The organism is Streptomyces sp. NPDC051578 (assembly GCF_044454045.1).
In the GTDB taxonomy this organism is placed as follows: Bacteria; Actinomycetota; Actinomycetes; order Streptomycetales; family Streptomycetaceae; genus Streptomyces.
Genome location: NZ_JBITDH010000004.1, coordinates 93,692 through 114,695, shown reverse-complemented (window position 1 = coordinate 114,695; position 21,004 = coordinate 93,692). Strand labels below are relative to the sequence as shown.

The following is a 21,004-nucleotide window of genomic DNA, read 5'->3' as shown; positions in this document are numbered from 1 at the left end:
GGGTCATGTGACAAATCAGTCAAACCGGACCGCGAGCAGCACGATGTCCTCGGCCGGTTCCGCACCGGCGCCGCCGGCCGGCTCGGTGTCGTCCGCCTGGGGAAACACCGTGCGCAGGATGTGGTCGCAGACGGCCGCCGGGTCGTCGCGGGCACTGCGAGGAACGCCCGCGGCCGCGGCGTGCAGCCGAGCGTAGGCCCGGTCCATGGGGTCGCCGGTGCGCCGCAGCAGCCCGTCGGTGTACAGCAGCACCGTTTCTCCGGGCGCGGGTCCGATCTCCACGCTCGGCGCCTCCCAGCAGGCCAGCATTCCCAGCGGCGCGGACAGTGAGGTCTCCACGTACTCGGTGCGCCGCTCGCCGATGAGCAGCGGCGGGGCGTGGCCGGCCCCGGCCAGGATCATCTTGCGGGAGGCCGGCTCGCAGTAGGCGAACAGGGCGGTCGCGGAGCGCGCGGGCTCGGTCAGCCGCAGCAGCAGTTCGAGGTCGGACAGGACGGCGACGGGGTCCTCACCCTCCATGACCGCGTACGCGCGCAGCGAGGCGCGCATCCGCCCCATCGCCGCGACCGCGCTCGGCCCGGAACCGCTGACGGACCCGACGGCCAGTCCCATGGCGCCCTCGGGCAGCGGCAGCGCGTCGTACCAGTCGCCGCCGCCGCGCGGTCCGGTGTGGTGCCGGGCCGCGAGCTGAACCCCCGCGATCCGGGGCAGCCTGCTGGGCAGCAGCTCCTCGGCGACGGTCGCCAGCCGGGAGCGGGAACGCTCGACCTCCATCATCCGCGCGAGGTGCTCGGCGGCGTGCCGTACGTAGAGCCCGGCCAGGTCGCGCTGGCGTTCGCTCGGTTCGGCCTGCTCGTCGTAGAGCCAGACGGCCGCCCCGAGCCGGCCGGTGGCTTCTGCGGCCAGCGGGAGCGCGTAGCTGGCGGCGTAGCCGAGCCGGGCGGCGACCTCGCGGTGGCGGGGGTCGACGGGGGCGGCGAACCCGCCCGCACCCGGCGGGGCGCCGATCTCCGGGAGGACTTCGGACCCGCCCTGCGCGTCCGGGAGCCCGTCCAGGATGCGGCCGTACGAGGTCGCGCTGCGGGGCACCGTCTCGATGTGGCCGAGGTCCGCGTGGCCGAGGCCGAGGCCGATGGTGGTGCTCGGACCGAGCCCGTCGGACGGCTCCAGGACGACCAGGCCGCGGCGGGCGCCGACGAGTGCGGCGCCGGCGCGCACGAACTCGCGCAGGGAGGCGTCGAGATCGACGGCCCGGGCGAGGCGTTCGGTCAGTTCGTGGAGGGTGGTCAGATCGGAGACCATGCCCGCCAGCCGGTCCTGGATGACGGTGCTCGCGGCAGGCGGCACGGTCTGGACGGGAGGGGCGGTGCGTGCGGGAGCAGCCGCGGTGGGCGCGGCAGTCTGCGGTGATGCGGTAACTGCTGGATCGATTCCAGCCACTTTCGGCAGATGCGAGGCGCTCATGGCGTCCGCCTTTCCACCTGGTGCGATTCGCCATATAGCATCGCAAACCCCCAGATCGTGCTGCGCCGCCATCAATGGATCCACATCTACACGCACACGAGGAGCGATGTCCAGCATTGCCCAGGTGGGAATCCTGGTGTCCGCAGGACCACAACTCACTGTCCACCCAAGGGCAAAACTTGGCTGGAAAATGCCGGAAGCGGACGGTTTTTGCGATCGACTGAGCGGGCGTCCCAGCGGGTCCGGGTACGTAAACGGTGATGCCCGGGGCCACTTGACGCCTCCCGGCATCCCGCCGGGAACCGCCCGGCGCGTGCCGTCGTCCTAAGCGGCGGCAGCCGGTCTCGGCACCGGCGGGGGCCGCGCTCGGTCCCGCCGTACGTTGGATGGACCCGTAAGAAAACTGCACGAACCGTGTGAACCTGCTTTCGGCGGACAGTGACGCGAAACGTGTACGTGTGGTGAAACACCGCTTACGTGGTGTGATGTGGCCCTCGGCGTTCAACGGAAAGGAACGAGCGCACATGCGCGAGATCCTCGGAAGGCGTCTCCAGCGGCTCCGCGATCGCTTGAAATCCCGGCTCTCTAACCCTCCCGCCGCCCACGACCCGGACGGCGGCGCCGCGTCCCTGCTCGATGCGGCCCTGACCTGCGCGACCGTATGGCGTTGGCCCGTCCTCCCCGGCGTGGGCCGGGCCGGCGGCGACGGCGCCCGGTGCGCCTGCCCCGACCCCGACTGCGTCGTGCCCGGCGCGCACCCCTTCGATCCCGGCCTGCTCGCGGCGACCCGCGACCCCCGGATGGTGGCCTGGTGGTGGGCGAGGCGGCCGGGTGCCCCGGTACTGATGGCCACCGGTGGCGCGGCGCCGTGCGCGGTCAGCCTCCCGGCCGTCGCGGCCGCGCGTGCCGTCGTACGGCTGGACGCGCAGGGAATGAGGCTGGGCCCGATCGTCGCGACACCCACCCGCTGGTCGCTGCTGGTGGCGCCGTATTCGCTGGAGCGGCTCGGTGAACTCCTTTACGCGAAGGACCACGTGCCCTCCTCGCTGCGTTTCCACGGTGAGGGCGGATACCTCCTCCTGCCGCCCTCGCCCGCGTCCGGTGGCGGACACGTCCACTGGGAGCGGGAGCCGTCCGTAGGGCCGCAGGGCATCCGGCTGCCCGAGGTCGAGGAGCTCGTACACGCGTTGGTGGAAGCGAGCAGCGGGGCGCCGGGCGGCGGGAGCCGGCTCGCGTACTGATGCCGCGCGCCCGTCGGATCACTCTTACGGGTGTCGGCGGGGCCGGTTTGCAGGGGAATTGGGCGCGGGGAGATCCGTGCCCCATTCCCGTATCGCTATCTTCGGCGAATGAATCTCCGCTTGATCGGTATCGGCGCCGGTGTGCTGATCATCTTGTCGCTTCCGCTTGCCGGAGCGATCGCCGGGCCGGATTTCGCCGGTCAGGGTGACGGAAAGGGGGGCGGGTTGCTCTCCTCGCTCGGCCTTTCCGGCTCTTCGCGTACGTCGGACAAGGAGCGGGCCGCCGCCCGCCCGGCGAAGCCCGGTCCGCCGGAACAGCCCCGCACGGACTCGCGGTGCGGCCCCGAACTCACCTCGCCGCACGGCCTGGAGGCCCAGACCTGCGTCCTGGCGAGCGAGGGCAGCACCTGGGGCCGCAGCTACTACCGCAACACCAGCGGCCGTCCGTTGGACGCCGTGCTGACGGTGATGGGGCCGGCGGGGCGCACGGTGCAGATCCGCTGCGCGGTGGGCGCCGGGGACGAGCCGGGACTGTGCGAGACGCCCAAGGCGGCTTCGGCGGGCGCGGTGAACGGTTACTCGGCCGTAGCGGAGTTTGCAGTTCCGGATGATGAAGGTGCACTGCTACTGCGGTCCGGGAGCAACGCACCGGCACCGAGCGGTGGTTGAACACCACCGTAAATGGAAGGGCCCGGTCGCTGGCGACGGGGGATGCACCAGCGACCGGGCTACAAGAACGGTAACAAGAGATCGCCTGTTCGCAAATTCGATCTCTGATATTCAGACAGCGATTTGCAGGCGATTAGCGGGAGTTGTGACCCCAGTCACCGCACCCGCCGGGGCTCGGAGCGGTCAGCTGAGCGTCACCTGACGGTTGGTCAGCCCACCGCGCGCCCGGCGCTCCTCGTGGGTGAGCGGGGCGTCCGTCGCCAGCGCCGCGGCCAGGCGCTCCGCGAGCTCCGCGGCGGGCTTCTCCACGTCGTCGGCCGAGACTCCGGTGGGCAGGTCCCATACGGGAACCATCAGGCCGTGTGCGCGGAACGACCCGACGAGCTTGGTGCCTTCGCCGAGCGAGGAGGTGCCGGCCGCGTGCAGGCGCGCGAGGGCGTCGAGCAGCTTCTCCTCGGGGTGCGGCATGACCCAGCGCAGGTGGTTCTTCTCGGGCGTCTCGCACCAGTAGGCGGCGTCCACGCCGGTCAGCTTGACCGTCGGGATGGCGGCGGCGTTGGCGCGTTCCAGCGAGGCGGAGACCTCCGGGGAGGCGTTCTGAGCGCTCTCCGCATCCGGAATCCAGAATTCGAAGCCACGGTGCACAACCGGCTCGAAAACGCCGTCGACGTCCAGGACATCCTGGAGTCGCGGGCCCTCGGCCGGAACCCGGCGGGCCGGAACCGGTGACCCCGGCTCCGCCGTCAGTGCGCGCTCCAGGGTGTCCGCCATGTCGCGGGCGAGGTCCCCGGTCGTCGAGTCGTTCTGGAGGGCGAGGAGTACGGAACCGTCCTCGCGGCGCAGGGCCGGCCAGGCCATCGGCAGTACGGTGACCAGCGTGACGGACGGGACGCCCTCGGGTAGGCCGCCCTTGAGGGTCAGGGGCACGGTGGCCGCGGGGACGAGCTCGCGCAGCGCCACCCAGTCGCACTCGCCCGGCAGGCCCTCGAAGGGGCGCTGCACGTGCTCGGTGACGGCGTGCGCGGCGGCGGCGCCGTGGCAGGCCTTGTAGCGGCGCCCGGATCCGCAGGGACAGGGCTCGCGTGCACCCACCACGGGGATCTCCCCGTTGTGGAGCTGCGGCTTCGCGGTCTTCGCGGCGGGGCGCTTCTTTGCCATCGTGGGTGTCTCCCGGTTGCGGCGGTACGGCGGGTTCTGGGCGCGAGCCTAGCCGTTGGTACCGCCGGAACCGGTGGGGTGCGGCCGGGAGCACGGTCGGCGTGCGCTCCCGGACGGCCGCCGTCTGCCCTCTCAGGTGTCCAGGTCGTCGAAGGCCGCACCGAAATCGATCGCCGGGGACGCAACGCGCGTAGCGAAGTCCTCGTGCCGGGTCCCGCAGGCGACGATCACCCATACGGTGACCTCACCCGCCGCACCGTCCCGGACGCCCCAGTCCTGGGCCAGGGCGCTGATGATGTTCAGCCCGCGGCCGCCCCGTGCGGTGACCGAGGGCGTGGCCGGGACCGGACGGGTGGGCCCGCCGCCGTCCGTGACCTCGACCGTGAGCCGTCCCGCCTTGTCGACGCGCCATGCCGCGCGTATCTCCCCGTCGCCGATCTCCCGCGCGCCCAGTGGCCGGCCGTGTCGGCAGGCGTTGCTGAGCAGTTCGGAAAGGATCAGTACGGCGTCGTCCACGACCGATTCGGACACCCCGCTGATGCGCAGCTCCCGGCGCATCCGGTGCCTCGCCTCGCCCACGCCCGCAGGGCCGTGGCGTACGCCCATGCACGACGACGTGGGCACTTCCTGTGCCATCACCAACGCCACCCCCGGAACCTCCTTAGCCCCACGCCATGGTCTGGATGCCCCAATGGCCTGGACCGGAAACCGCCCCGGCCGAGCCCTCTGACGCATTCACGACGGACAAATGCGGAGCGGATGCGCCGGTGCACACCTTGTTACGGAAGTGGCAGGGGAAGCGTGTGCGCAAAACGGGACGTCAGCGCCCCAGTTGTGACAGAACCTGGCGTGGTCTGTTCGTGATGATCGCTTCTACGCCCAGATCAGCGCAGAGCTGAACGTCCTCGGGTTCGTTTACGGTCCATACGTGAACGGGGTTGCCTGCGGCCTGGAGCCGGCGGATGTAGCCGGGGTGGTTGCGCACGATCCGCAGCCCCGGTCCGGCGATGCTCACACCGGCCGGCAGCCGCCCGTCCCGCATCCGCGGCGAGATGAACTGCATCAGGTAGACGGTCGGAATCGTCGGAGCGGCCGCCCGCACCCGGTGCAGGGAGCGGGGGGAGAAGCTCATGACCCGTACGGGGTGGGGGCCCTCCGCGGGCGGGGCGTCCAGTCCGAAGCGCTTGAGGAGGAAGAGGAGCCGCTCTTCCACCTGTCCGGCCCAGCGGGTCGGGTGTTTCGTCTCGATCGCCAGCTGCACCGGGCGGCCGGCGTCGGAGACCAGCTCCAGCAGCCGCTCCAGGGTGAGCACGGAGGTGCGCTCGGGGTCGGCGTCCCAGTCGGGTGCCTCCTCGCGGTCCTTCCAGGATCCGAAGTCGAGGGCGGCGAGGTCGGCCAGTTCCAGGGCCGAGACGGCGCCGCGGCCGTTGGAGGTGCGATTGACCCGGCGGTCGTGGACGAGCACGAGGTGGCCGTCGGCGGTGAGCCGGACATCACATTCGAGGCCGTCGGCGCCGTCTTCGATGGCTTTCCGGTAGGCGGCCAGGGTGTGCTCGGGGGCATCCTCCGAGGCGCCGCGGTGGGCGACGACCTGGATGGGGCGCGGCGTTGCGTGGGTCACCGGGTCATGGTGCCACCGCGGGGGCTCACGCGTCGGGGTGAGTCCTGTCGATGGGTGTGAAATGTCGGATATAAAGAATGGTGGGAGATGCACAGGTCCGGCTTACAGTGCTCTGACGGGTCATGGGAAAGGCTCTGTACTGGAACTTGTGCGGCACGTCGAACGTTCAGTCGGACCGGTATCACCAGATATCCAGCACCAGTAGCCGTGTGTGTGAACGAGGAGAGAGCGCTGTGAGCACCGAGAACGAGGGCACCGCGGCCCCGACGCCCCCCGCGGCCCCGTCCGCACCCCCTGTGCCCGTGGCCCCTTCCACCACCCCCGAGCCCGCGTCGGCCGCCGAGCCCGGTGCCGCGCCTGCGGCGCACCCCGCGGCCCATGCGGCCGGCGCCGAGCCGACCCAGCAGGTTCCGGCTGCTCCGACCGCGCCGCCCGCCGCGGCCTATGGCCAGAGCGCGGCGCAGGACGCGTACGGGCAGACCCCGCAGGGCCAGGCGCCCTACGGTCAGGCCCCGGCGGCGCACGGCGCGGAGGGCTGGCCCCCGCCGCCCCCCGCCGTCCCGGCCTACGGCGCGGACGGCGGCCACGGCGGTGGCACCTGGGGCGCCCCGCTGACCGCCCACGGCGCTCCGGGCCCCAAGCCCAAGGGCAGGGGCGGCCTGGTCGCGGGAGTGCTCGTCGCGGCCCTCCTCGCCGGCGGCGTCGGCGGTGGTGTCGGCTACTGGGCTGCGGAGCGCGGCCACGACGGCGCCGGCTCGACCACGATCACCGCCACCACCCCCAAGGACCTCAAGCGAGAGCCCGGCTCGGTCGCGGGCCTGGCGGCGGGCGCGCTCCCCAGCGTGGTCACCATCGAGGCCTCGGCCGGAGACGGCGAAGGCGGCACCGGCACCGGATTCGTCTACGACGAAGAGGGCCACATCCTCACCAACAACCACGTCGTCGCCTCCGCCGCCAATGGCGGCAAGCTGACCGCGACCTTCTCCAACGGCAAGAAGTACGACGCCGAGGTGGTCGGCCGCGCGCAGGGCTACGACGTGGCCGTGATCAAGCTCAAGAACGCGCCGGCCGGACTCAAGCCGCTACCGCTCGGCGACTCCGACAAAGTCGCGGTCGGGGATTCGTCGATCGCGATCGGCGCCCCCTTCGGCCTGTCCAACACGGTCACCACCGGCATCATCAGTGCCAAGAACCGCCCCGTTGCCTCCGGTGACGGCTCCGGGAGCAAGAACTCGTACATGAGCGCGCTCCAGACCGACGCCTCGATCAACCCGGGCAACTCCGGCGGTCCGCTCCTCGACGGCCGGGGCGCGGTCATCGGCATCAACTCGGCGATCCAGTCCGCAGGGAACAGCGGTTTCGGCGGCGGGCAGGCCGGTTCGATCGGCCTCGGCTTCGCCATCCCGATCAACCAGGCCAAGAACGTCGCCCAGTCGCTGATCAAGACGGGCAAGCCGGTCTACCCGATCATCTCGGTCTCGGTGGACCTCCAGGCCAAGGTCGAAGGGGCCAAGATCTCCGAGCAGGGCGCCCCCGCCAACGAGCTGGTCGACCCGAACGGTCCTGCAGGCAAGGCGGGCCTCAAGCCCGGCGACATCATCACCCAGTTCGGCGGCAAGCCGATCGACAGCGGCCCGACCCTGATCAGCGAGATCTGGACGTACAAGCCCGGCGACACGGTGAAGCTCACCTACCTGCGCGACGGCAAGCCGAACTCGGTGGACATCACGCTCGGCTCGCGCGTGGGCGACAAGCCCTGACGGGTCGGTGACGAGACGCTGACGCGGGCGGGGGCAACGGGCCCGGTCCGACCATTGCCCCGGCGGTCGTGGCGACGCTGACGCGGGCGGGGCGCCAAGGGCGGGCACTCAACACCCGCTGGGCGATGGCTTGATGGAGAGGGGCCGTGGGCGGGATTCCGCCTACGGCCCCTCCCAACGTCCGCTTATGCTTCCTTCGTGTTCGATTCTCGGCACATACGGACATTCCACGAAGTAGTCGCCTCCGGGTCCTACTCGGCGGCCGCGCGCGTCCTGGGGTACACCCAGCCCGCGATCACCCAGCAGATGAAGGCGCTGGAACGCGCCGTGGGTACCCCGCTCTTCACCCGGGTCGGCCGGACGATGCAGCTCACCGAGGCCGGGAAGTCCCTGGCCCGGCATGCCGAATTCATCCTCGGCAGCCTCTCCGCGGCCGAAGCGCAGCTCAAGGCGTATGCGCGGCTGCGGACAGGGCGGGTACGGGTCTGCGGGTTCCCCAGCGCCAACGTCACCCTCGTCCCCGAGGCGCTCAGCGGATTGGCGAAGGACCATCCGGGCATCCAGGTCGAGCTGCTGGAGGGTGAACCGCCGGAGTCCTTGCGCCGGCTCCAGCGCGGCGAGTGCGACATCACGCTGGCCTTCACCTACCCCGGGCTGCACGAGGAGGTCCCGGAGGAGGTCGCCGAGGTCAAGTTGCTGGAGGACCAGCTGACGGTCCTCCTGCCGACCGGGCACCCCCTGGCCCGGCGCCGGGCCGTCCACCTGGCCGACCTTTCCGAGGAACGGTGGATCGCCGGGTGCCCGCGCTGCCGGGCCAACCTGCTGCACGAGTGCGCGGAGCTCGGCTTCGTCCCCGACATCCGGTTCGCGACCGACGACAACCTCGTGGTGCAGAGCCTGGTCGCACAGGGTCTGGGGGTGGCGATGATGCCCGCCCTGGTGCTCCCCTCGCTCTCACTGACGCGGGTCTGCGGCCGGCCACTCCAGCCGGCGGCGCGCCGCCACATCGCCGCGTACGTGTACCGGGACCACCTGCGGATCCCTGCCACCTCGGTGGTCCTGAACGAGCTGAAACGGGTGGCGGAGAACCGCGTCGGCTGCTGATCCCGAGCCGCGGCGGCCGGGCCAACCCATAAACCCAGCTTGGGATTTCGGGTCAGAACTGTCGTTGGACGTGATGGATGGGCTGCCCGACGCTCGCTGTATGACCACCACTACACCGGTACGTACGACCACGCGCATGGCCGCCTTCGTCAGTGAGATCCGCGCAGTCGTGGAGCGTGGGCTCAGTCCCGACCTGACCGCCCACCTCGTCGGTGAGCGGCTCGCCCCGTACCTGCGTGAAGACGGTCTGCTCACCCCGGAGCAGCGGGAGGGGCACGCGGACCGGTACCGGCAGCACGTGCTGCACGCCGAGCCGGACGGCAGTTTCTCGGTCGTGGCGCTGGTGTGGTTGCCCGGTCAGGAGACCGCCATCCACGACCACGTCGCGTGGTGTGTGGCCGGCGTCTACGAAGGAGCCGAAAGCGAGCTCCGCTACCGGCTGGCCCCCGCCACGGCGACGGCGGATGCCCGGCTGGTGCCCACGGAGGAGGTGGTCAACGGGCCCGGCGATGTCTGCGGGTTCGCGCCGCCCGGCGACATCCACAAGGTCCGCAACTCCTGTCGTACGACGGCGATATCCATCCACGTCTACGGCGCCGACGTCGCCCGCCTGGGCAGCAGCGTCCGCCGCGTCTACACGATGCCGGCCGGCTGATGGCCCTGCTGAACCGGCCGACCCACCGCCCGATCCGGGACCGGCTACGCCATGTTTCACGTGAAACACCCCCCGCCGCCTCCCCCTCCCCTTGGCCCGGGCTGACGCTCGCCGGCTGTGGCGCCTTCCTCGCCTGGGGCGTACACGTCGTGGTGCCGGCTGTTCCGATGCTGACCGCGTCGGTGGTGCTGGGCATCTCCGTCGCACACCTCCCGGTCACCCGGGCCCTCGTACGTGGACCCGCGCGCCCGGGACTGTCCCTGGCCGGGCGGAGGCTGATGCGGATCGGCATCGTCCTGCTCGGGCTGGGCCTGGGCCTGGACCAGGTACTCCGCCTGGGCTGGTCGACGGTGGCCATGGTGAGCGGGGTCGTCGCGGCCACGTTCTTCGGCACCCTGTGGCTGGGCCGGCGCCTGGGCCTGCCGGGCGATCAGCCGTTGCTGATCGCCACCGGTTACTCGATCTGCGGGGCCTCGGCGATCGGAGCGGTGAGCGAGGTGTCCGGCAGCGACGAGGAGGACGTGGCTTCCTCCGTTGCCCTGGTGACCCTGTGTGGAACGTTGGCCATTGCCGTACTGCCGTTGATCCAAGGGCCTTTGGGTCTGTCCGACCTGGCTTTCGGCCGATGGGTGGGTGCGAGCGTCCACGATGTCGGGCAGGTGGTGGCGACCGCGCAGACGGCGGGACCCGGCGCGCTCGGTGAGGCGGTACTGATCAAGCTCATGCGCGTGGCGCTGCTGGCCCCGCTCGTCGCGGCAGTCGCGTTCTCGGTACGGGCCCGGCGGCGGGGAGTGCGCACGCCCTCGGGACGACGGCCGGCCCCGGTGCCCCTCTTCGTGGCCGGCTTCCTGCTGGCGGCAGCGCTGCGCGCCACGGGCGTACTGCCCGGCGCGGCCCTGGGCTGGGCGCACACCGCCCAGGAGGCGCTGCTGGCCGCAGCCTTGTTCGGCCTGGGCACAGCGGTCCACCTGCCCACCCTGGCCCGGACCGGGGGTCGGGCGGCGGTGCTGGGGCTCGGCGCCTGGGTGGTGGTCGCGGGGGTCTCCTACGGGGGCGTGCTGCTCACCGTATGAGGTTGCTGGCGAGGGGAGTTGGCCATTTCCTGGCCGGAACCGTCCGAACGTTCCCACTGTGGCCTGACATCTCATCCCGGCCGTGCCACCCTGCACCCGATCCGCACCGACCACTCTTCACCCCCACCCTGCCCGGTTCCGACCGGACCGGGCACGGCAGAAGGAGTCCTGCGTGAATCGACACCGCACGACCGCATCCGTCCTCCTCGCGGCGGGCGCCCTGCTCGCCGGCGCGCTGACGGCTGCCACCCCCTCGGCCGCCGCGGAAGCCCCTGCGCCCTCCTCCTTCCGGCAGCAGCAGACCCCGGGCTTCTGGACCGCCGAGCGCATGCGGGCGGCCACCCCGCTGGACGTCCCGGCGGCGCCGAGGCCGGGGGGCCACCGCTCGGCCGGCCCGGCGATCCCCTCCACGTCGGTCCCCCCGACACCGGCGGACGCCCCGGCACCAGCGGCCTCCCCCGCTTCCTTCCCGCAGCCGGGCGGCGCCTGGACGGGCGGCGGCGCGATCGTGAAGACCTCGGGCCGGGTGTTCTTCACCTTCAACGGCCGGACCGCTTCCTGCTCCGGCGACTCGATCACCAGCGCCAACGGCAGCACGGTCATCACGGCCGGGCACTGCGTGAAGTACCAGGGCGCCTGGCACACCAACTGGATCTTCGTCCCGGCGTACGACAACGGCAACGCGCCGTACGGTCAGTGGTCGGCGACCAAGACCTTCGCGACCACCCAGTGGGCGGCGAGCGAGGACATGAACATGGACGTCGGCCTCGCGGTCGTCGCGCCGCTGAACGGCCAGAAGCTCAGCCAGGCCGTCGGAGCCCAGGGCATCCAGTTCAACGGGGGCTACAACAAGAAGATGTACTCGTTCGGCTTCCCGGCGGCCGCCCCGTACGACGGCACGAAGCTGATCTACTGCAGCGCGAACAGCGGCAAGGACTTCCTGCTGACCAAGGACCACAGCCTGTCCTGCAACATGACGGGCGGCTCCAGCGGCGGCCCCTGGTTCCAGGACTTCAACGAGGCCACCGGCCTCGGCACCCAGGTCTCGGTCAACAGCTTCGGCTACAACTTCCTGCCGAATACGATGTACGGGCCCTACTTCGGCAACGAGGCCAAGGCGGCCTACGACCAGGCCCAGTCCGCCTGAGCCGGCCCCCGGCCACCCCCACCGACCGGTACTCTGTACCGGCCAGGTGGGTTGCCCGAGCGGCCTAAGGGAACGGTCTTGAAAACCGTCGTGGCGCGAGTCACCGTGGGTTCAAATCCCACACCCACCGCCACAGCTCAGCGAACGCGCTGATCAGAAGGGGCATCCCGGACCGGGGTGCCCCTTCGTCGTGGGCGGGACGGGGCGGTGCCGGGCGTCGCTGTGGCACCGCCCCTGAGGGGCATTGATCCCTTTGAGTGGTGTTTGTCGGAAGATCGGCGTGCGTGGTGGGGTTCGTGCGGTTGCGGAAGCATCATGGCGAATGTATTCAGATCCGCCCTTCGGAACATCGCGAAATGAGGGACCCGTCATGGCTCTCCGCAGCACCGTCACGTCGTTCTGGACCACCGTCCTCGCCGCGCTCGTGGCGATCCTCGCCGGCCTCGGCTTCGACGTGAAGGCTGCCACGGCCGCCCCCGCGACCGTGGCCGCTCCCCCGGTTACGGCGGCCCGGCGCCGGCCGGCGATGGTGGCCCGGCGGACCTGGCGGGCGATGATGCGCGGGGGCTCGCTCCCGCCCACGATCAAGCAGCGGATCCGAGCCGAAGCGCACGGCAAGAGCCCTTCCGTCCGTCGTTCGACCACGGCCCTCGCCGCGGGTGGGCTCACCGGAGCCGTCGGGGAGCCGGCTGCGTCGCCCGCCGCCGGCGGTGGCACCCGGCAGGCCGCGGCCCTCAGCGCCGGTGGGGGCGTCCGAGCCGTCGCCCGGCAGCTGGAGCTCGCCGCGTAGGACGGACGGTGCGGCTCCGATGGGAACAGCGGGCGCTGGAGCCCGGCCGGTCACGGCCGTGGATCGCGCCCAAGGTGCCCCGGTAGCGGGCGCGATGGACTGAGCCCCGGCGGCGCCGGGGCGCACGGGGGCGCGAAGCGTGGCATCGCAGGGTCGCAGGCCCGGGAGACGGCGGGATTCCCGGACGGCGCGGCCCTTTTCTGCATGCCCGGACCGGGTTGATTGGAGAAACGATTCTCCTCATCTGGGGGAGGAGTGGCGCCCGATGCACGGGTGCTGCTCTGGGGTCGTAGGGGTGCGAATCGGGTTTACCCGATGTTGCTCATGCTTGCGGGGGAATCGTGCACTCCGGGATGGTTCGCCGGGGATTCGGTGGGCAACTCTGATCTCGCGACGTCGTCACCACGCAAAACGACCTGGGCGGTCGGTCAACTGCCCCGGTAGAAACGTCACTTCGCTCCTCCTGGAGGATTCAGACATGGCAAACATCCGTACTGCACGCGTCATCGCCGCCGTCGCCGCTCTCCCCCTCGCCGCCGCCCTGTTCGGTGGCGTGGCCTCGGCGGACAACGGCGCTTTCGCGAACGACGGATCGAATGCGAGCGTGGCCAGCGTCATCGGCAGCGGTGTGGGCGGCAACAACCACGGCAACTCCTCCACTTCGCAGCAGGTCGCCACGGGCGCCGGCGCCTCCAACCAGAACAACACCGCCCAGGTGAACGGCTCGGCCTGGACGGCGATCCAGCAGCACAACGCCACCGTGGCGGTGAACTTCTTCCCGTGGCGGTAAGCCCGCCTGATCGGGGCTGACTGCTGAGGGCGCCCGCGCGACCGGACCGGCTGGGGTCCGGTAGCGCGGGCGCTCCCGTTGGTCGCCTCCGTCGAGCGGGACGGCGGCCGGCTGCCACCCTTCGCCGGTCCGCCCGCAGGCCACCTTGACACCGACCAGAAATCTGACGGACAGTCAGGTCTACTCGTCGATGTGAAGCCGGGAGGCCCGCGCGTGCACCTCGCCCCGACCGGAAGCCAGTTGCGGCTCCGCTCCGAACTGCGGGAGTACTTCCGCGAGCTCATGCCCGACGGTCCGCCCGAGGACCCCACCGCCCAGCGCTCACTGCTGCGGCGCATCGGTGAGGACGGACTGCTCGGCCTCGGCTGGCCCGTCGAGTACGGCGGCCGAGGAGGCGGCCCGGACGAGCAGTTCGTCTTCTTCGACGAGGCCTACCGGGCCGGCGCCCCCGTCTCCATGGTGACCCTCAACACCGTCGGGCCGACCCTGATGCGGTACGGGACACAGGTGCAGAAGGACCGGTTCCTCCCGGGCATCCTCAAGGGCGAACTGGTCTTCGCCATCGGCTACTCGGAACCGGAGGCGGGCACCGACCTCGCCTCGTTGCGCACCAGGGCCGTGCGCCAGAGCGGTCCCGGGGGCGGCTGGCTGATCGACGGGCAGAAGATCTTCACCTCCAACGCCCAGAACGCCGACTGGATCTGGCTCGCCTGCCGCACCGATCCGCAGGCCCCCAAGCACAAGGGCATCTCGATCATCCTGGTGCCCACCGACGCGCCCGGCTTCGGCTGGACCCCGATCGAGACGGTCGGCGGGCTCACCACCACGGCCACCTACTACGACTCGGTCCGCGTGCCCGCCGGCCACCTCGTCGGGCCCGAACACGGAGGCTGGGGGCTGATCACCAACCAGCTCAACCACGAGCGCGTGGCCCTGGCCGCCATCGGCATGCAGGCCGAGGACTTCTACGAGCGCGCCCTCGGCCACGCCCGCACCCCCGACCCCGTTACCGGAGAGCGGCCGGCGGACCACCCCTGGGTACGGTCCCGCCTCGCCGAGGCCCATGCGCGGCTGGCCGCCGTACGCCTCCTCAACTGGCGCCTCGTCCAGGACGTCGCCGACGGCACCCTCGCCCCCGGCGACGCGAGCGGCGTCAAGTTCCTCGGAACCGAGTCCACCGTCGAGGTGTACCGGATGTGCCAGGAGGCGGTGGGGGAGGAAGCCCTCGTACGCGGACCCGCGGGCTTCGCCGGAGGCGAGCTGGAGCGGATGAACCGGGCCGCCCAGATCAACACCTTCGGCGGCGGGGTCAGCGAGGTCCAGCGGGAGATCGTCGCCATGATGCGGCTCGGCATGAAGGGGAGGAAGCGATGACCGCGGACCCGGCCGGGGACGCCGATGAGGCAGCCCGCTGCCATGCGCTGCTGAAAGGCTTCGAAGGGCGCCCGGCCGCCTCGGGAGGCCGCGCCAAGGACCTCGTGAACGAGCCGATGATCCGCCATTGGTGCGAGGCGATGGGAGACACCAACCCCGCCTACACCGGTCCGGACGCCATCGCCCCGCCCACCATGCTGCAGGCCTGGACGATGGGCGGGCTCTCGGGCCACGGCGAGCGCTCCTCCGCCTACGACGAGCTCTTCGCGCTCCTGGACGGCGCGGGTTGCACCTCGGTGGTCGCCACCGACTGCGAGCAGGAGTACCTCCGCCCCCTGCGCCCGGGGGACGCCGTCACCTTCGACGCCGTGATCGAGTCGGTCTCCCCGCGCAAGACGACCAAGCTGGGCACCGGCCACTTCGTGACGACCCGGATGGACGTGCACGCGAACGGGGAGCCCGCCGGCACCCACCGTTTCCGGATCCTCAAGTACGCGCCCGCCCGGCGGGCCGCGCAGGAGCGACCCCCTGCGCCGCGGGCCGCGCAGGAGCGACCCCCTGCGCCGCGGGCCGCGAAGGAGCGACCCCCTGCGCCGCGGGCCGCGCAGGAGCGCCCCCCCGCGCCGCGCCGCCCGCGACCGGTGATCAACCGCGACAACCAGGGCTTCTGGGACGGGGTGCGCGAACACAAGCTGCTGATCCAGCGCTGCACCGCCTGCGCCACCCTCCGCTTCCCCTGGCTCCCCGGCTGCCACGCCTGCGCCGGCTCCGACTGGGACACCGTCGAGGCGAGCGGGGCCGGCACGGTCTTCAGCTACGTCGTCATGCACCACCCGCCCTTCCCGGCGTTCGACCCTCCCTACGCGGTCGCACTCGTGGAACTCGCCGAAGGAGTCCGGATCATCAGCAACGTCACCGGTGTCCCCTACGACAAGGTGCGCATCGGCCTGCCCGTACGGCTGGAGTTCCGGCGCGTGGACGAGGACCTGGAACTGCCCGTCTTCCGAGGGGGTGAGGGCTGATGGACTTCCGGCCCACTGAGGAGCAGACCGCCGCGGCCGGCCTCGCCGCCCGGATCTTCGGCGACCTCGCCACCCACGAGCGGCTCGCGGCCGCGGGCAGCGGCAGCGACGCCGAACTGTGGAAGGCCCTGACGAGCGCCGGGCTGACCGCCGCCGTCGAGGACGTCGGCCTGCTCGGCCTCGTGCTGCTGCTGGAGGAACAGGGCCGTACGACCGCGCAGGTGCCGTACGCCGCGACCTGCGCCTACGGGATCCTTCCCCTGGTCCGGCACGGCAGTGCGGACCAGCGCGCCCGGCTGCTCCCCGCCCTCGGGACGGGCGAGGCGGTGGCGACGGGGGCCTTCCCCGCCCGCGGCAGGATCACCGCCGCACCGGACGGGCGGCTCACCGGGGCCGTCCCGGTCGTGCCCTGGCTGCGCGACGCGACGCACGTCCTGGTGCCGGACGCCGAGCGGTCCCTGTGGCTCGTACGGACCGACCTGCCCGGTGTCGAAACCTCGGCGGTGGAGACGACCGCGCCGTGGGCCGCGGGCCGGCTGACCCTGACCGGCGCGCGGGCCGAACCGCTCGGGCAGGGCCCGAGGGTCTACGAGGACGTCCTCGCCGTTGCCCGTACGGCCTTCGCCGGGCTCCAGGCGGGGGTCTGTGCGGGCTCGCTGGCCCGCGCCGTCGAGTACACCTCCACCCGTGAACAGTTCGGCCGGCCGCTCTCCACCAACCAGGCCGTCATGCTCCGCGCCGCCGACGCCCATATGGACACCGAGGCCATCCGGGTCACCACGTACGAGGCTGCTTGGCGCATCGACGAGGCCCTGCCCGCGGCCGAGCACGCCCTGACGGCGGCCTGGTGGGCCTCGGAGGCGGGCAAGCGGGTCGTGCACGCGGGCCAGCACCTGCACGGCGGCATGGGCGCCGACCTGGACCATCCCGTCCACCGCCACTTCCTGTGGGGCCGACAGCTGGACGCCTACCTCGGCTGCGGAAGCGAGCTGCTGGCGGAGCTGGGCACGCTCCTTGCCGAGGATCCGCCGGCGGCGCGGGCTGCCCTGAGCACGCGTGAGCGGGAGGAATCATGAGGGTCGGTGAGACACTGCCGCCGCTGGAGATCGCGATTACCCGCACGCTCATCGTCGCGGGCGCCATCGCCTCCCGGGACTACCAGGACGTGCACCACGACGCCGAGCTCGCGCGGGAAAAGGGCTCCCCCGACATCTTCATGAACATCCTGACCACCAACGGCCTGGTCGGCCGGTACATCACCGACCACTTCGGGCCGGCCGCCACCCTGCGCAAGGTGGCCATCCGCCTCGGCGCCCCCAACTACCCCGGCGACACGATGACCCTCACCGGGACCGTCACCGCCCTCGACGGGGACACGGCCGAGATCCGCGTGGTCGGCGCCAACGGCATCGGGCACCACGTCACCGGCACCGTCACGGTGACCCTGGACGCACGGGAGGCCGGAGAGTGAGCGTCCGTACCAGGGACGAACTGGGCGGCCGGGCCGCCGTCGTCGGCATCGGCGCGACCGAGTTCTCCAAGGACTCCGGCCGCAGCGAGCTCAAGCTCGCCGTCGAAGCCGTCCACACCGCCCTCGACGACGCCGGGCTCACCCCCGCCGATGTCGATGGGATGGTCACCTTCACGATGGACACCAGCCCCGAGATCACCGTCGCGCAGGCGGTCGGCATCGGGGAGCTCTCCTTCTTCTCCCGGATCCACTACGGCGGCGGCGCGGCCTGCGCCACCGTCCAGCAGGCCGCCCTTGCCGTCGCCACGGGGGTGGCCGAGGTCGTGGTCTGCTACCGCGCCTTCAACGAGCGCTCCGGGCGCCGCTTCGGGTCCGGGGTCCAGCAACGCGACCCTTCCGCGGAAGGGGCGGCCCTCGGCTGGTCACTGCCCTGGGGGCTGCTCACCCCGGCCTCCTGGGTGGCCATGGCGGCCCAGCGTTACCTGCACGCGTACCACCTGACCTCAGAGGCCTTCGGGCACGTGGCGGTCACCGGCCGCCGGCACGCGGCGAACAACCCCGCCGCCTACTTCCACGGCAAACCCATCACCCTCGCCGACCATGCCGCATCGCGCTGGATCGTGGAGCCCCTGCGGCTCCTGGACTGCTGCCAGGAGACCGACGGCGGCCAGGCCCTGATCGTCACCAGCACCGAGCGGGCCCGCACCCTGCCGCAGACGCCCGCCGTGATCACCGCGGCGGCGCAGGGCGCCGGCCGTCGCCAGGAGGCCATGACCTCCTTCTACCGGGACGACCTGACCGGTCTCCCCGAAATGGACGTCGTCGCCCGTCAGCTGTGGCGGACCAGCGGGCTGCGGCCCTCGGACATCGACGTGGGCATCCTCTACGACCACTTCACCCCGTTCGTCCTCATGCAGCTGGAGGAGTTCGGGTTCTGCGGACCCGGGGAAGCCGCCGATTTCGTGGCCGCCGACGCCCTGCCGCTCAACACCCACGGCGGCCAGCTCGGAGAGGCGTACCTGCACGGGATGAACGGCATCGCCGAGGCCGTCCGTCAGCTGCGCGGAACCTCCGTCAACCAGGTCGCGGGCGCCGTCCACACCCTGGTCACAGCCGGAACGGGGGTACCGACCTCCGGCCTGGTCCTCAGCGCCGACGGCTGACTCACGGGCCGGTCGTCGGCACCGCCCCTCCACCTAGAGGTGGTGCGGCCGGCCCCGGCCCTACAACCTGAGGCGGATCCCGCTTCGGCACCTGCGGCCGATTCCAGGGCCGCCCCGCGCTCCTAGCGTTGAGGCATGACCACGCCTGTCTGCACGCTCGCCTCGAACCCGACGCCGTACCCGTCGTTCTCGGCGTACGTCAGGAGCCGCGGCACCACCCTGATGCGCACCGCGCGCTCGCTCACTGCCAACCCCTGCGACGCCGAGGACCTGCTGCAGACGGCCCTCGCCAAGACCTACGCCGCCTGGGACCGCATCGAGGACCACCGGGCACTGGACGGATACGTCAGGCGGGCCCTGGTCAACACCCGCACCTCCCAGTGGCGCAAGCGCAAGGTCGACGAAATTTGCTGCGAGGAGATCCCGGAAGCCGAGCAGGAGCCGTCCGCGGACGCCGCGGAGGCGCAGGCGCTGCGCGACGCCATGTGGCGTGCGGTGACCCGGCTGCCGGACCGGCAGCGGGCCATGGTGGTCCTGCGCTACTACGAGGACCTCAGTGAGGCGCAGACCGCCGAGCTGCTCGGAGTCTCCGTCGGCACGGTCAAGAGTGCCGTCTCCCGGGCCCTCGGCAAGCTCCGCGAGGACCCGGAGCTCGCCCCGGTCCGTTGAGCCGCCACCCGGACCAGTCTGACGTTTCACGTGAAACATCGCGGTTCTCGGATGTTTCACGTGAAACGCACACGGTGGCGTGACGCGCTTTCTACCCCCGGGTAGTGACATACCGCGTGGTACGTGCGCAGAATCCTTGCAATGTCGCGACGGAGCGATAGCGCCCACCGGGAGGACGCCAGTGCTCAGCACCATGCAGGATGTACAGCTCAACATCAGCCGGATTCTGGAGCATGGCCGGAGAGTCCACGGCAAGTCGACCGTGACGACATGGACCGGCGGGGCAGAGCCGCACCGCCGGACGTTCGCCGAGATCGGCGACCGCGCCGCGCAGCTCGCCAACGCCCTGCGCGATGAGCTGGGTGTCGAGCCCGGAAGTGTTCTGGCCACGCTGATGTGGAACAACGCCGAGCACGTCGAGGCGTACTTCGCGATCCCCTCCATGGGCGCCGTCCTGCACACGCTCAACCTGCGGCTCCCTCCCGAGCAGCTGGTCTTCATCGTCAACCACGCAGCCGACCGGGTGGTGCTCGTCAACGGCACCCTCCTGCCGCTCCTCGCGCCGCTGCTGCCGCACCTGCCCACCGTCGAGCACGTGGTCGTCTCGGGCATCGGAGACCGTTCCGTGCTCGACGGCCTCGACGTGCGCGTGCACGACTACGAGGAGCTCCTGGCCGGCCGCTCCGACCACTACGACTGGCCCGAGCTGGACGAGCGCCAGGCGGCGGCCATGTGCTACACCTCGGGCACCACCGGGGACCCCAAGGGCGTCGTCTACTCCCACCGCTCCATCTACCTGCACTCCATGCAGGTCAACATGACCGAGTCGATGGGGCTGACCGACCGGGACACGTCCCTCGTCGTGGTCCCCCAGTTCCATGTGAACGCCTGGGGCCTGCCCCACGCCACCTTCATGACCGGCATCAACTTGCTGATGCCCGACCGCTTCCTGCAGCCCGCCCCGCTCGCCGAGATGATCGAGCGGGAGAGGCCGACGCACGCCGCAGCCGTCCCCACCATTTGGCAGGGACTGCTCGCCGAGGTCACCGCGCGGCCCCGCGACCTGACCTCGATGAAGCAGGTCACCATCGGAGGCGCGGCCTGCCCGCCGTCCCTCATGGAGGCGTACGAGAAGCTGGGCGTGCGCCTGTGCCACGCGTGGGGCATGACCGAGACCTCCCCGCTCGGCACGATGGCGCACCCTCCGGCCGGCCTGAGCGCCGAGGAGGAGTGGCCGTACCGGATCACCCAGGGTCGCTTCCCGGCGGGTGTCGAGGCACGCCTGATCGGCCCCGGCGGCGACCGCCTCCCGTGGGACGGCGAGTCGGCGGGCGAGCTGGAGGTGCGCGGCACGTGGATCGCGGGCGCCTACTACGGCGGCGCCTCCGGCGAACCGCTGCGCCCCGCGGACAAGTTCAGCTCGGACGGCTGGCTCAAGACCGGCGACGTGGGAGTGATCAGCGCCGACGGCTACCTGACGCTGACCGACCGGGCCAAGGACGTCATCAAGTCGGGCGGCGAGTGGATCTCCAGCGTCGAGCTGGAGAACGCGCTGATGGCACACCCGGAGGTGGCCGAGGCGGCGGTGATCGCCGTACCCGACGCCAAGTGGGGTGAGCGTCCGCTGGCGACCGTCGTCCTCAAGGACGGCGCGACCGTTGACTACACGGGTCTGCGTGCCTTCCTCAGCGGGTCCATCGCCAGGTGGCAGCTGCCCGAGCGCTGGACGTTCATCGAGTCCGTGCCGAAGACGAGCGTCGGCAAGTTCGACAAGAAGGTGATCCGCAGGCAGTACGCGGACGGCGAGCTGGACGTGACGAAGCTCGACTGACC

20 protein-coding genes and 1 tRNA gene are annotated in these 21,004 nt (G+C 71.5%); 17 read left to right on the top strand and 4 right to left on the bottom strand.

Going from position 1 to position 21,004, the window contains the following annotated elements:
- Positions 1 to 15: 15 nt before the first annotated feature.
- Complete coding sequence (locus ACIA6C_RS19645; RefSeq protein WP_399277469.1) at positions 16 to 1,581, bottom strand: PP2C family protein-serine/threonine phosphatase; 1,566 nt, start codon at positions 1,579 to 1,581, stop codon at positions 16 to 18.
- A gap of 407 nt (positions 1,582 to 1,988) precedes the next feature.
- Here ACIA6C_RS19645 and ACIA6C_RS19640 point away from each other — a divergent pair, with 407 nt between their 5' ends.
- Together ACIA6C_RS19640 and ACIA6C_RS19635 are read left to right on the top strand one after the other, a co-directional pair.
- Positions 1,989 to 2,705 carry a bifunctional DNA primase/polymerase gene (locus ACIA6C_RS19640; RefSeq protein WP_399277467.1) on the top strand — a complete coding sequence of 239 codons (717 nt, stop codon included), beginning with the start codon at positions 1,989 to 1,991 and terminating at the stop codon, positions 2,703 to 2,705.
- A 108-nt stretch (positions 2,706 to 2,813) separates the two neighbouring features.
- Positions 2,814 to 3,374, top strand: a complete 561-nt coding sequence (locus ACIA6C_RS19635) for a hypothetical protein (protein ID WP_399277465.1) — start codon at positions 2,814 to 2,816, stop codon at positions 3,372 to 3,374.
- Between the two features lie 183 nt (positions 3,375 to 3,557).
- Here ACIA6C_RS19635 and ACIA6C_RS19630 read toward each other — a convergent pair whose 3' ends face one another.
- The 3 genes from ACIA6C_RS19630 to ACIA6C_RS19620 form a co-directional block, all read right to left on the bottom strand.
- Positions 3,558 to 4,532, bottom strand: a complete 975-nt coding sequence (locus ACIA6C_RS19630; RefSeq protein ID WP_399277463.1) for a DUF5926 family protein — start codon at positions 4,530 to 4,532, stop codon at positions 3,558 to 3,560.
- A 132-nt stretch (positions 4,533 to 4,664) separates the two neighbouring features.
- Positions 4,665 to 5,267: an ATP-binding protein gene (locus ACIA6C_RS19625; protein WP_366082209.1), complete on the bottom strand. Its 603-nt coding sequence runs from the start codon at positions 5,265 to 5,267 to the stop codon at positions 4,665 to 4,667.
- An 85-nt stretch (positions 5,268 to 5,352) separates the two neighbouring features.
- Positions 5,353 to 6,153 (bottom strand): glycerophosphodiester phosphodiesterase, encoded by an 801-nt coding sequence (locus tag ACIA6C_RS19620; protein WP_361130977.1) that lies wholly within the window; start codon positions 6,151 to 6,153, stop codon positions 5,353 to 5,355.
- Positions 6,154 to 6,386: 233 nt separating this feature from the next.
- On the opposite strand from ACIA6C_RS19620, the gene ACIA6C_RS19615 reads away from it, so the two are divergent.
- From ACIA6C_RS19615 to ACIA6C_RS19545, 15 genes are all read left to right on the top strand, one after another.
- Positions 6,387 to 7,913 (top strand): S1C family serine protease, encoded by a 1,527-nt coding sequence (locus ACIA6C_RS19615; RefSeq protein ID WP_399277460.1) that lies wholly within the window; start codon positions 6,387 to 6,389, stop codon positions 7,911 to 7,913.
- Between the two features lie 198 nt (positions 7,914 to 8,111).
- A complete protein-coding gene (locus ACIA6C_RS19610; RefSeq protein WP_399277458.1) occupies positions 8,112 to 9,017 on the top strand; it encodes a LysR substrate-binding domain-containing protein in 906 nt (301 codons plus the stop codon).
- A 100-nt stretch (positions 9,018 to 9,117) separates the two neighbouring features.
- Positions 9,118 to 9,672: a cysteine dioxygenase family protein gene (locus ACIA6C_RS19605; RefSeq protein WP_361130986.1), complete on the top strand. Its 555-nt coding sequence runs from the start codon at positions 9,118 to 9,120 to the stop codon at positions 9,670 to 9,672.
- Entirely contained in the window at positions 9,672 to 10,745 is a 1,074-nt protein-coding gene (locus tag ACIA6C_RS19600; RefSeq protein ID WP_399277455.1) for a YeiH family protein, read from the top strand. The genes ACIA6C_RS19605 and ACIA6C_RS19600 overlap by 1 nt, the downstream gene beginning before the upstream one ends.
- Positions 10,746 to 10,917: 172 nt before the next feature.
- The gene (locus tag ACIA6C_RS19595; protein ID WP_399277453.1) at positions 10,918 to 11,892 is read left to right on the top strand and encodes a trypsin-like serine peptidase; all 975 of its coding nucleotides are present in this window, start codon (positions 10,918 to 10,920) and stop codon (positions 11,890 to 11,892) included.
- Between the two features lie 45 nt (positions 11,893 to 11,937).
- A tRNA-Ser gene (locus ACIA6C_RS19590) sits at positions 11,938 to 12,025 on the top strand.
- Between the two features lie 237 nt (positions 12,026 to 12,262).
- A complete protein-coding gene (locus ACIA6C_RS19585; RefSeq protein WP_399277451.1) occupies positions 12,263 to 12,682 on the top strand; it encodes a DUF6344 domain-containing protein in 420 nt (139 codons plus the stop codon).
- Positions 12,683 to 13,160: 478 nt separating this feature from the next.
- Positions 13,161 to 13,472: a hypothetical protein gene (locus ACIA6C_RS19580; RefSeq protein ID WP_399277449.1), complete on the top strand. Its 312-nt coding sequence runs from the start codon at positions 13,161 to 13,163 to the stop codon at positions 13,470 to 13,472.
- 213 nt (positions 13,473 to 13,685) lie between these two features.
- A complete protein-coding gene (locus ACIA6C_RS19575; protein WP_399277447.1) occupies positions 13,686 to 14,846 on the top strand; it encodes an acyl-CoA dehydrogenase family protein in 1,161 nt (386 codons plus the stop codon).
- Entirely contained in the window at positions 14,843 to 15,868 is a 1,026-nt protein-coding gene (locus tag ACIA6C_RS19570; protein WP_399277445.1) for a bifunctional MaoC family dehydratase N-terminal/OB-fold nucleic acid binding domain-containing protein, read from the top strand. Before ACIA6C_RS19575 ends, ACIA6C_RS19570 begins: the two co-directional genes overlap by 4 nt.
- Positions 15,868 to 16,944: an acyl-CoA dehydrogenase family protein gene (locus ACIA6C_RS19565; protein ID WP_399277443.1), complete on the top strand. Its 1,077-nt coding sequence runs from the start codon at positions 15,868 to 15,870 to the stop codon at positions 16,942 to 16,944. The genes ACIA6C_RS19570 and ACIA6C_RS19565 overlap by 1 nt, the downstream gene beginning before the upstream one ends.
- Entirely contained in the window at positions 16,941 to 17,339 is a 399-nt protein-coding gene (locus ACIA6C_RS19560) for a MaoC family dehydratase (protein ID WP_366082219.1), read from the top strand. Before ACIA6C_RS19565 ends, ACIA6C_RS19560 begins: the two co-directional genes overlap by 4 nt.
- On the top strand, positions 17,336 to 18,502 hold the full coding sequence (locus ACIA6C_RS19555) for a lipid-transfer protein (RefSeq protein ID WP_399277441.1): 1,167 nt from the start codon (positions 17,336 to 17,338) through the stop codon (positions 18,500 to 18,502). Before ACIA6C_RS19560 ends, ACIA6C_RS19555 begins: the two co-directional genes overlap by 4 nt.
- A gap of 135 nt (positions 18,503 to 18,637) precedes the next feature.
- On the top strand, positions 18,638 to 19,171 hold the full coding sequence (locus ACIA6C_RS19550) for a SigE family RNA polymerase sigma factor (protein WP_399277439.1): 534 nt from the start codon (positions 18,638 to 18,640) through the stop codon (positions 19,169 to 19,171).
- A gap of 181 nt (positions 19,172 to 19,352) precedes the next feature.
- Positions 19,353 to 21,002, top strand: a complete 1,650-nt coding sequence (locus ACIA6C_RS19545; protein WP_399277437.1) for a long-chain fatty acid--CoA ligase — start codon at positions 19,353 to 19,355, stop codon at positions 21,000 to 21,002.
- Positions 21,003 to 21,004 lie beyond the last annotated feature (2 nt).